Origin of the sequence: Dysgonomonas sp. Marseille-P4677, from assembly GCF_016652235.1 — a bacterium.
Taxonomy (GTDB): domain Bacteria; phylum Bacteroidota; class Bacteroidia; order Bacteroidales; family Dysgonomonadaceae; genus Dysgonomonas.
Window position 1 is genome coordinate 1 of record NZ_JAEPKU010000139.1, and the last position, 11,451, is coordinate 11,451.

The 11,451-nt window shown below is 35.8% G+C and carries 7 protein-coding genes and 1 pseudogene; 5 read left to right on the top strand and 3 right to left on the bottom strand.

Annotated elements, in window-relative coordinates:
• Window positions 1-292: 292 nt before the first annotated feature.
• The gene (locus JGH11_RS16865; protein ID WP_201113772.1) at window positions 293-2,587 is read left to right on the top strand and encodes an NADP-dependent malic enzyme; all 2,295 of its coding nucleotides are present in this window, start codon (window positions 293-295) and stop codon (window positions 2,585-2,587) included.
• A 96-nt stretch (window positions 2,588-2,683) separates the two neighbouring features.
• On the opposite strand, the gene JGH11_RS16870 is transcribed toward JGH11_RS16865, so the two are convergent.
• Both JGH11_RS16870 and JGH11_RS16875 read right to left on the bottom strand, forming a co-directional pair.
• Complete coding sequence (locus JGH11_RS16870; protein ID WP_201113773.1) at window positions 2,684-3,886, bottom strand: FprA family A-type flavoprotein; 1,203 nt, start codon at window positions 3,884-3,886, stop codon at window positions 2,684-2,686.
• Between the two features lie 20 nt (window positions 3,887-3,906).
• Complete coding sequence (locus JGH11_RS16875) at window positions 3,907-4,923, bottom strand: prolipoprotein diacylglyceryl transferase (RefSeq protein ID WP_201113774.1); 1,017 nt, start codon at window positions 4,921-4,923, stop codon at window positions 3,907-3,909.
• A gap of 368 nt (window positions 4,924-5,291) precedes the next feature.
• Between JGH11_RS16875 and JGH11_RS16880 the strand changes: the two genes are divergently transcribed.
• The 3 genes from JGH11_RS16880 to JGH11_RS16890 all read left to right on the top strand — a co-directional run bounded on the left by JGH11_RS16880 (window position 5,292) and on the right by JGH11_RS16890 (window position 10,173).
• Window positions 5,292-7,259 (top strand): glycogen debranching enzyme N-terminal domain-containing protein, encoded by a 1,968-nt coding sequence (locus tag JGH11_RS16880; protein ID WP_201113775.1) that lies wholly within the window; start codon window positions 5,292-5,294, stop codon window positions 7,257-7,259.
• A gap of 87 nt (window positions 7,260-7,346) precedes the next feature.
• The gene (locus tag JGH11_RS16885) at window positions 7,347-8,606 is read left to right on the top strand and encodes a glycosyltransferase (RefSeq protein WP_201113776.1); all 1,260 of its coding nucleotides are present in this window, start codon (window positions 7,347-7,349) and stop codon (window positions 8,604-8,606) included.
• Window positions 8,607-8,712: 106 nt separating this feature from the next.
• A complete protein-coding gene (locus tag JGH11_RS16890) occupies window positions 8,713-10,173 on the top strand; it encodes a glycoside hydrolase family 57 protein (RefSeq protein ID WP_201113777.1) in 1,461 nt (486 codons plus the stop codon).
• Window positions 10,174-10,215: 42 nt separating this feature from the next.
• On the opposite strand, the gene JGH11_RS16895 is transcribed toward JGH11_RS16890, so the two are convergent.
• Entirely contained in the window at window positions 10,216-10,962 is a 747-nt protein-coding gene (locus JGH11_RS16895) for an RDD family protein (RefSeq protein ID WP_201113779.1), read from the bottom strand.
• A 200-nt stretch (window positions 10,963-11,162) separates the two neighbouring features.
• Here JGH11_RS16895 and JGH11_RS16900 point away from each other — a divergent pair.
• Window positions 11,163-11,451, top strand: a pseudogene (locus tag JGH11_RS16900) (stage II sporulation protein M); the annotation flags it as partial.

An 11,451-nucleotide genomic window follows, 5' to 3' on the forward strand; every position in this document is an offset into this window, starting at 1 on the left:
AAATAATGATGTATTTCCAAATAGGAAATACATCATTATTTTTAATTAAAACCTTATTAAATTGATATTTGGTATATTGGTTTAAAAACTTTTTTTTATTTATTGACTTTGTGAAACTTATTGTGTGTTTTAAGCTATATGTGTTGGCTTTATCTTTGTTTTATTATGTTAAAAAACACATTTGTTTTGTCAAAATGATTTTGTGAACTTATGTATTTATAATATCCCTTTTTTGTAACTTTGATGAACACATAGCTAATAATTATTAGTAAAAACTTAAACATCTAAGATTATGCCTAAAGTCACAAAAGAAGCAGCTTTAAAGTATCACTCATCGGGTAAGCCGGGGAAAATAGAAGTGATTCCTACAAAACCGCATAGTACCCAAACCGATTTAGCTTTAGCATACTCGCCCGGTGTTGCTGAGCCTTGTCTCGAAATAGAAAAAGATCCTCAAACGGCTTATGATTATACTTCGAAAGGGAATCTGGTTGCGGTTATATCAAATGGAACCGCAGTTTTGGGGCTTGGAGATATCGGAGCATTGGCCGGAAAGCCTGTAATGGAAGGGAAAGGATTGTTATTTAAAATCTTTGCAGGAATTGATGTTTTTGATATTGAGATTGACGAAAAAGATCCTGAAAAATTTATACAAACCGTAAAAGCTATTGCTCCAACTTTTGGAGGGATAAATCTTGAAGATATAAAGGCTCCCGAATGTTTTGAAATAGAAAGAAGGCTAAAAAAAGAACTTGATATTCCTGTCATGCACGACGACCAGCATGGAACGGCTATTATTTCTTCTGCAGCATTGTTGAATGCTCTGGATATTACAGGAAAGGACATCTCTAAGATTAAACTGGTCGTGAATGGAGCCGGAGCCTCGGCCATTGCTTGTACCAACCTGTATATGAAATTTGGCGTTCGCAAAGAAAATGTAATAATGTGCGATAGTAAAGGGGTAATAACAACTCGTCGCAATGACTTAAACGAAACGAAAAAATGTTTCGCTATTGATAGCGATCTTGTCTCTTTAGAGCAAGCTATAGTGGGTGCAGATGTATTTCTCGGATTGTCTAAAGCGGATATATTGACTAAGGATATGATTCGTAAAATGAATGATGCTCCAATTGTATTTGCGTTGGCTAACCCTAATCCTGAAATATCTTATGAGGAAGCAATGGATTCTCGTGACGATCTTATTTTTGCAACAGGCCGTTCTGATTATCCCAATCAGGTAAATAATGTTCTAGGATTCCCCTATATTTTTAGAGGGGCTTTGGATGTTAGAGCTACAGGGATAAATGAAGAAATGAAAATGGCTGCAGCAAAGGCTATTGCGCAACTGGCTAAAGAACCTGTACCAGATGTTATCAATACAGCTTATGAAATTAAACGCTTATATTTTGGAAAAGAATATATTATACCCAAACCTCTTGATCCCCGATTATTGGCAACAGTATCAATTGCAGTTGCTAAAGCTGCTATCGAGAGTGGTGAGGCCCGTAAGGCAATAAGTGATTGGGATGCTTATGAAGATAGGTTGGTAGAGAAGATGGGTTATAGTAATACACTTATTCATCGCCTTACTAATTTGGCTAAGAGCGATCCTAAGCGAGTTGTATACTGTGAAGGTAACCATATTAATATGATAAAGGCTGCTATATTCTCGAAGAAAGATGGTATCTGTTACCCTATATTGCTAGGTAGTGAAGATCGAATTAGGAATATTGCAAAAGATAATGGATTGGAATTGGATGGTGTAGAGATAATAGACCATCGTCATATTTCGGAAGATATTCGTAGAGCCAGATATGCTCAGAAGTTAAGTGATAATAGGTCGAGAGAAGGCATCCGTTATCAGGAAGCATTTGAAAAAATGAGTGATCGTAATTATTTTGGTATGATGATGGTTGAAACAGGTGATGCAGATGCGGTTATTACAGGCATATATAGCCATTATCGCGAGTTTGCGCGCACGGCATTAGAGGTAATAGGGCTTCGTCCTCATTTTAACCATTTTGCAGCTATGCATATTGTGCAAACAAAAAAAGGTCCATATTTTTTGGCCGATACGTTGATTAATCGTTGGCCGGATGAAGATGCATTGAAAGAGATAGTTAAGCTGACTCATGATGCTGTTAAATATTTTGCGACAAAGCCTGTTATGGCTATGTTGTCGTTTTCAAATTATGGTTCGGACGATAACGGTAGTCCTAGAAGTATATCGAATGCGATCAAATATTTTCATGAAAATTATCCTGAATATGAGATTGATGGTGAAATGCAACTAAATTTTGCGATGAATAAGGATTTGAGAGATAAAACTTTTCCATTCAATTCTATTAAAGGAAAAGATGTTAATACATTAATATTTCCCAATCTAAGTTCAGCCAATATTTCGAGTAAACTATTGATCGAACTAGGTATTGCAGGCGAAAGTATAGGACCTATTCAGATGGGATTACGCAAGCCTGTTCATTTTACTGATATAGAAAGTTCGGTGAGAAATATCATTAATCTCACGACAGTTGCTGTTGTCGATGCTATAGCAAATCAAGGAGGTTGGGTAGATTATCAGGAATAGCAGATTTTTTTACATAAAGAATAGCTATATAAAATAAACCCTAAGAGTAATAATACTTTTAGGGTTTATTTGTTTTTTTGTAAAATCAATTATGATTTATCTATCTTGCTTTAGTCGGTCAGCCATAGATTTACCTAACGAAATACACGCATCGTAAGTGTCTAATCCCATAGCCTGTTTCATTTCGACAGGAGAACCGATTACCTCAAATTTGGTATCTTGTGCAAACTGAGCCAAACGTTTTACTGCTGCTCCTGCCCATGTAAATGAGCCGAAATAACCGAAGTAGCGGTGTTTCATATCGCGTCCTTCTATTTTGGATAGTAGGTATTCTACTTCAGGGAATAATTTATTGTTGTATGTAGGTGACCCTACAATCAGGCCTTTATACTTAAATATATCGCGGATAATGTATGAGTGAGATCGTTTAGAAACGTTATGTAGGATTACCTCTTTAATACCTTGTTGAGCTAATTCGTAGGCTATAGTTTCAGCCATTTGTTCGGTGTTTCCGTACATACTTCCATATGCAATTACAACACCTTCATCTCCTTCATAACGACTGAGTTTATCGTAAATAGAGATAACTTTTTTTATTTGTTCGTTCATAGTCCATACCGGACCGTGAGTAGAACAAATCATCTCAATTTCTAACGAGGATAATTTTTCTAACGCTTTTTGTACCGGAGATCCAAATTTACCAACCACATTTGAATAGTAACGAATCATCTCATCATAATATCTTTCAGGGTGTAATTGTGTATCGGTTATACCTCCATCAAGTGTGCCAAATGTACCGAAAGCGTCTCCAGAGAATATTATTTTGTATACTGTATCGTATGTCATCATCGTCTCCGGCCAGTGCACCATAGGAGTCAGGTGAAATACCAGATTGTGTTTGCCTAACGATAATTGTTCCCCATCTTCAATAACTTTTACTCCATCTGTAAGCCCGTAAAATCCTTGTACCATATCAGCTGTACGTTTATTTCCTATAATCTGTACATTGGGATATCTACTTCTCAATAAACCAAGAGAACCAGAGTGATCGGGCTCCATGTGATTGATTATTACATAATCGAGCTGTTTTCCATTCAATGCTATTTCCAATTTATGGAAGAAAACATCCGAATAGCAGACATCTACAGTGTCAAATAATGCGTTTTTTTCATCCGTAATAAGGTAAGAATTATATGAAACCCCTTTAGGTAGAGGCCATAAATTTTCGAATAGATGCTTTGTGCGGTCATTTACACCGATATAATATAGATCTTCTTTTAGTTGAATAGGCTTTAACATACTATCTTAATTACTGCTATTTATTTTGTTTTATTATTGTTCGTCGGTACTATTTCATCTTTTCGGCTCAATGCACTCCAAACCAACCATATGCCCCAAATTACAAATGGTATGCTTAATAACTGGCCCATATTCAGAATCATATCCGCTTCATAGTCAACTTGAGCATTTTTGATAAATTCAACTATAAAACGAGATAGGAATATGCCAATTAAGGAAATTCCTAAAATTAGCCCGGTTCTCTTTCTTGCATTTGTTTTGTAATACAAAAACATACCTATGAGGAAAACACAAAAGTATGTAAGGGCTTCATATATTTGTGTAGGATGACTTGGTAGTGAATATATAGGTTCTGCCCCTTGTTTCCATTTATCTAAATTCAAGATAAATCGAAAAGCCCAAGGCTTATCTAATGCTCCTCCGTATATTTCATGATTCATCAGGTTGCCTAATCGTATAAAAGTAGCTCCAATTGCAACCCCTACGATTAATCTGTCCAGTGATTGAATAGCAGTAGGGTATGATGTATATAACATAGCTATACAAACTCCTACAGATAATCCTAAAAATGCAATACCTAAGTTTCCGTCGAGGTTAGTCGGATCAGAAATATATTTTGCCACTCCTCCAATAATAAATCCAAACAGACCTGCTATAATAATATATTTCCAGTTTAGTTTTTTATTTGTTATGCTTAAAGAGTAGAGACAAACACCTATAACCATCCCGATAGCACCTCCATGACTAGCCAATCCTCCTTTCCATACTTCCAAAAGACTTAATGGGTTCGAAAGATATCCTAGAGGTTCATAAAATAAACAATGTCCCAGACGTGCACCTATTATTAAACCTGTTAAAACATATATAAATAGCGAGTCAAACCATTTATCGGGTAGTTTCTCCGATTTATACATCTTTTGTACAACCAGTGATGTACAAAGAACCCCTGTAGCCCAAAGGATACCATACCAGCGAATTTCTCGCCCGAATAAGGAAAAAGCTTCAGGATCAATATCCCAGGTAATAAATGAAAGCATATAATTAATTTTATTTCAATTTCTATATATCACACCTTGTTTTTTCGGACTACAAATATATAAAAATACTCAGCAATAGCCATTCTTTTGCCAAATAAGTTATCTTTGAATCATTGAGTTGTATATGTCAATATGTTATGATTCAGATTTTTAAAATGGTTTTTGTGAACTTTGTCTAATATAAAATTATTCTAAATAATAAAAAAATAATCTTTGTGTAATTTTTATCACATTTTTTATGTTAATAAACATCCGCTTCTTTACTGTTTTAACTTAACATTTTTCACTATCTTTAAAAACGAAACAAATGAGAATGTACTTTTAAGCGTTTATTTTTTATGAATAGACAATGTAACGGCTAATGAATTATGGACAGTAATAAAACTAATACATATCTGAAATTTGATAAGAGCCGGATGGTGAATCTAGAATACTCTCTTAAGAGAGAAATTTTAAGAACAAATCGTCGCGGAGCTTATCACTGTACTACTTTAGTAGAGTGTAATACACGTAAACAGCATGGATTGCTTGTTTTACCTGTTCCTAAGCTAAATAATACAAACCATGTTTTACTTTCATCTTTCGATGAAACAGTGATACAACATGGTGCAGATTTTAATCTTGGAATTCATAAGTACGATGGGGATAATTATAGTCCTATGGGGCATAAATATATTCGAGAGTTTAACTGCGACTCATTACCCCGAACAATATACAGAGTAGGAGGTGTTATTTTATCAAAAGAAAAAATGTTTTCACTCAAAGATAATACAATACTAATCCGATACACTTTGCTCGATGCACACTCTCCAACAACCATGCGTTTTAAGCCTTTTTTGGCGTTTCGTGAAAATAATGCATTAACTAGTGAGAACACTGTCGCTAATCATGGTTACAAAGAGGTTGAAAACGGAATTAGTATGTGTATGTACAGCGGATATCCAGATTTATTTATGCAATTTAGCAAAGAAGTCAATTTTGTATTTGATCCGCATTGGAATAAGGGTATAGAATATACACGCGATCAGGAAGACGGACTTCCATATAAAGAAGATCTGTATGTTCCCGGTTATTTTGAATTGCCTATCAAAAAAGGGGAATCTATTATCTTTTCGGCGAGTGATGTAAAAGCCGATACCAGTAAATTATCTTCTTTATTTTTAGACGGAATAAAAGAGCGTACACCACGATCTTCTTTTTATAATTGTCTGAAAAACTCAGCACATCAATTTTATTTTCGTCCAACGAAAGATGATTTATATTTATTAAATAGTTATCCATGGGGGCGGGTTAAAGCGCGAGAACAGTTTATGTCTCTACCGGGACTGACTATTGGTATTGGCAGACCGGAGGCTTTTGAAGAGATAGTTGATACAGCCGTACCTACTATTGAAGCATTTATGCAAAATAAGCCAATTGAGGGTTTTCTTAGTGATATAGGAAATGCTGATGTGCTACTTTGGTTCGTATGGGCTTTGAAAAGATATGCAGATGCCGATAAAGAACGGTTCTATGCAAAATACGCTGATTTAACAAAACGTGTGGTTTCATTCATACAAGAAGGAAAGCACCCGAATTTAACACCTTTGACAAATGGATTACTCACTGTAGATAGCCAAATTGGCTATCCTTGCTGGATGAATAATTCTGATTCGGCAGATACACCACGCCTTGCGCGCACAGGATGTCTTGTTGAGGTTAATGCATTTTGGTATAATGCCCTGAGGTTTACTCAAGATATTGCAGAGAATCTTGAAGAAGAGAAACTCCAAAAGAAGATGGCGCTTTTAGCTGAAGTCGTTAGAACGTCATTTATAGAGGTATTTCTGAATGATAGTGGATATTTGTATGACTATGCAGTAGGCAATTATGTAGATTGGAGTGTCAGGCCTAATATGCTATTAGCTATATCTCTTGATTATCCTCTGTTAGACAGACGCCAAAGTAAGTCCGTTCTGGATTTTGTGACAAAAGAGTTATTGACACCTAAAGGAATACGTACACTAAGTCCTAAAAGTATTGGATTCAGGCCTCGTGTAGAAGGCTCAATAGAAAATAAAATCGACAGTGCATACAGAGGAGCTGCATGGCCATGGTTGCTTGGTCCCTATATGGAAGCATATCTTAAGATATTTCAACGTAGTGGATACTCGTTTCTGGATAGGTTGCTAATCGGTGTTGAAGAAGAAATGTCTAATGATTGTATAGGTTCTTTATCAGCCTTGTATGACGGAAATATTCCATATTTCGGACATGGTCCTATATCTTATTCTATAAGTGTAGCCGGAGTACTTAGGGCGATAAACCTGCAACGATCGTTTGCTGATGAATATTAAATTGATAACATAAATAATATTAATGAGAGAAGGAAATTTATTTGTTATTGTTTTCTATATTTTATTAATGCTTAATTTTAGACTGATATGAAAGCATTAATGTTTGGATGGGAGTTTCCTCCTCATATATTGGGAGGACTCGGAACAGCAAGTTACGGCCTAACCAGAGGTATGGCTATGCAACCCGATATGGACATAACCTTCGTTATACCAAAGCCTTGGGGAGACGAAGATCAAAGTTTCCTTAAGATTATCGGAGCATGTAATACTCCTGTTGTATGGCGCGACGTTTATTGGGATTATGTAAGTGAAAGGCTATCCAAATACATGGATCCTCAGGAGTATTATGACCTGAGAGATCATATTTATGCCGATTTCAGTTACTTGTATACCAATGATCTTGGTTGTATTGAATTTTCGGGGAAATATCCCGACAACCTGCTTGAAGAAATAAATAATTACTCGATAGTGGCAGGTGTAATTGCACGTGCCCACCAATATGATATAATCCATTCACACGACTGGCTCACTTATCCAGCCGGAATACATGCCAAAAATATATTGGGGAAACCTTTAGTTATACATGTTCATGCGACTGACTTCGATCGTAGCCGTGGAAATGTGAATCCGCAGGTATATCAAATAGAAAAAAATGGGATGGACTATGCTGACCATATTATTTGTGTCAGTGAGCTTACTAGAAGAACCGTTATTGAGAAATACAACCAAAATCCGGCAAAGGTAACAACTGTACATAATGCAGTAGAACCTTTGAGTCCTGAAGTAATGGCTATTAATCCTAGTAGGGGAACCAAAGATAAAGTTGTTACCTTCCTTGGTAGAATAACCATGCAAAAGGGACCGGAATATTTTGTAGAGGCTGCCGCCAAGGTCTTAGAGAAGGCAAAACATATACGTTTTGTTATGGCCGGAAGTGGAGATATGATGGAGAGAATGATTTACTTGGCCGCAGAAAAAGGTATATCAGATCGTTTCCATTTTACAGGCTTTCTTAAAGGTAAGCAGGTGTACGAGATGCTCAAAAGAAGTGATGTCTATGTTATGCCATCTGTGTCAGAGCCATTTGGAATATCTCCTTTGGAAGCCATGCAGTGTAGTATACCCACCATTATATCGAGACAATCGGGGTGCGCCGAAATACTAGATAGAGCTATTAAAATAGACTACTGGGATGTGGAAGCGATGGCCGATGCGATCTATTCAATATGTACATATGATGCCTTGGCTGAGTTTCTCAGTAAGGAGGGTAAAGAAGAGGTTGATAATATCAAATGGGAATACGCGGGTCAAAAAGTAAGAGATATATACAACAATTTGTGTAAATAAGTAAATAAAGTATTGAATGTTAAATTTTAAGATCATAACAGACAATAGTTGTTGCAATTACAATAATAATAAATAGGTCTGCGACCTTAAAACAACCGATATAATTATGAAAAATATTTGTTTCTATTTCCAGATACATCAACCACATAGATTGAAACGTTATAGATTTTTCAATATAGGTGGGGATCATTATTATTACGACGACTTTGCTAATGAAGATTTTATACAGCGTGTAGCGGAGGTGTCTTTCGTTCCGGCTAACCGATTAATGCTGGATATGATAAAAGAATATAATGGAAAGTTTAAAGTCGCATTTTCTATTTCCGGGGTCGCATTAGACCAAATGGAAATATACGCACCGGAAGTTATTGATGGGTTTAAGGAACTTGCCGATACAGGTTGTGTAGAGTTCCTTTCGGAGACGCAAGGGCACTCTTTGGCATCTTTGATAGATCCGGAAGGTTTTAAAAGGCAAGTAAAGATACATGATGAAAAAATTGAAGTTCTTTTTGGACAAAAGCCTAAAGTATTTCGTAATACAGAATTGATTTTTTCAGATGAAATTGCCACGTTAGTTCATGAAATGGGATTTAAGGGAATAGTTACCGAAGGAGCTAAGCGAACGTTAGGATGGAAAAGCCCAAATTATCTTTATCAGTCGGCTGAACAACCAAAACTTAGTTTACTGCTACGTAATGGAAGGTTTAGCGATGACATAGCCACTCGCTTTTCTAATTACAGTTGGAATGAATACCCTCTTACAGCTGATAAGTTTATAAACTGGATAGCCGGTACGCCGAAAGAGGAACAAGTTATAAATCTTTTTATGAACTACGAAGTTTTGGGCAACTTCCAGAAAAAGAGTTCGGGGATTTTCGACTTCATGAAGGTATTACCTCGCTTTGCAGCCGAAAAGAATATAGGTTTTGCAACTCCATCCGAAATAATCAATACGTTGAAGCCTGTTGGAAAAATTTCGTCAATGCATCCTATTTCATGGGTCGGTGAAGAAAAAGATGTTTCCCCTTGGTTAGGAAATACGTTGCAACAAGAAGCCTTCAAGAAGTTATATGATATTGCTGAACGCGTTAGTATGAGCGAATCGAGACGTTTGATACAAGACTGGATGTATTTGCAATCAAGTGATCATTTCTATTATATGGGTACTAAAAATGAATTGCCTTTTAGCCCATATTCGTCTCCTTACGAAGCTTTCAATACATATATGAATGTGTTGAGTGATTTCAAAGAGAGAGTAGATTCTGAGTTTCCTAGTTCTATTGATAATGAGGAGCTAAACGCATTATTGACAACAATCCATAATCAGGCTGATGAAATAGATCGTCTGCAAGAAAAGGTAGAAAAGCTAGAGATATCTAAAAAGGCAGATAGTAAACCTACAACAGAAATTAAGCCTAAGTATGTTGAGGAAAAAGAAATAACAAAATCAGTAAAAACTACTGGGAGAGTTAGAGCCGCAACGAAAGAAAAAGTTGAAGAAAAACTTAAAGGAGGTTCTGTAGGCAAGAAACCCCAAACAGCAAAAAAAGAGAATAAAACAAAATGATACGAATAAGAAAAGGAGGTTTATTAAACCTCCTTCATTATTTTATTCTTGCACAGCCAGATAATTATAATCACTAACAACCTTTTTTAAAAACACTCTATCGGGTCCATCATAAGTATATCCTGTTATGGCTTTTATTCTATCTGCTAATCGTTGATTGAAATAATCACTATCTCGCATCCGCTGATCCTCTATAATGGATGTTATTGTTTGAATATCCTTATCGGATAGCCTATCTAAGACATCGGTATAAGAAACCTTATAATCTTCGTGAAAATCAAGGTCGGTTATATGTAATTCTCTGTTTCGATTATTTAGTTTTAAATCTATCACTGTTGTTCCAGCCAGTAAATCCCCCAATCTTTGTGATTTTTTTGTTACTGCAACCATTATTACAGCCAAGAAACCTTCGGTCATGCTAAAATCTACTAATCGGAATAGCCATCTTATTAAAAAAGAGCTTGTAGAAGGAACAGTACCGTCAATATTTACAACTTTTATCTTCATAATCATCTTACCAAGGCTTTGTCCATTATTCAAGATTTCAAATAAAAGATCATAAAAAATAACCGGGAAAAAAATCAAAATAAATATAAAAATAGATCCTAGGTTTCCGGCAAAAACAGAATCCATGCCAAATGAGGAAATCATCCCTAGAATCCAGATACAACCGATGACCCATAAGACGAGAAAGGCGAAATCTATAAGGTAGGCAAGTATGCGTTGGCCTAAACCTGCCGTTTCATAATCGATTGTTACATTTTGAGTGGTTTGTACTTCTATTATCATTGCAAAAAGTGTAAGGCCGTATGCCAATTTATTATTTTCGTAAATACAGACATCTCAGTGTAATTAATGATATAAATGTCTTTCAGAACCTAATAGTTGACAAATTTAATTTTTTTGAATGATTATTAGCCTTTTTTCTTCATTCTTTTTATACAAAGGACTATATTTGCGATGACATAATAAAAACAAACTATTGTTTGATGAGAGAGGCCGCATTCGTAAAAGAGAATAGGAACAAGTGGCAGCAGATCGACAACCAGACAAAAAATAAAGATATTCCGGCAGAAACGCTGGCGGACAACTTTATAGAACTCACAGACGACTTGTCGTACGCCCGCACTTTTTATCCCAGATCGCAAACTGTAAGATATCTAAATCAGCTTACAGGGCGCTATTTCATACATATATATAAATATAGGAAGAAGGAAAAAGGACGTTTTTTTAAGTTTTGGAAAACGGAACTTCCTCTTATTATGTACAAATATAGAA

Bases quoted from the DNA above. Each gene is read 5' to 3' on its own strand.
- JGH11_RS16870 (WP_201113773.1), bottom strand. From the start codon at position 3,886: ATGTTAAAGCCTATTCAACTAAAAGAAGATCTATATTATATCGGTGTA.
- JGH11_RS16890 (WP_201113777.1), top strand. From the start codon at position 8,713: ATGAAAAATATTTGTTTCTATTTCCAGATACATCAACCACATAGATTG.
- JGH11_RS16880 (WP_201113775.1), top strand. From the start codon at position 5,292: ATGGACAGTAATAAAACTAATACATATCTGAAATTTGATAAGAGCCGG.
- JGH11_RS16875 (WP_201113774.1), bottom strand. From the start codon at position 4,923: ATGCTTTCATTTATTACCTGGGATATTGATCCTGAAGCTTTTTCCTTA.
- JGH11_RS16885 (WP_201113776.1), top strand. From the start codon at position 7,347: ATGAAAGCATTAATGTTTGGATGGGAGTTTCCTCCTCATATATTGGGA.
- JGH11_RS16865 (WP_201113772.1), top strand. From the start codon at position 293: ATGCCTAAAGTCACAAAAGAAGCAGCTTTAAAGTATCACTCATCGGGT.
- JGH11_RS16895 (WP_201113779.1), bottom strand. From the start codon at position 10,962: ATGATAATAGAAGTACAAACCACTCAAAATGTAACAATCGATTATGAA.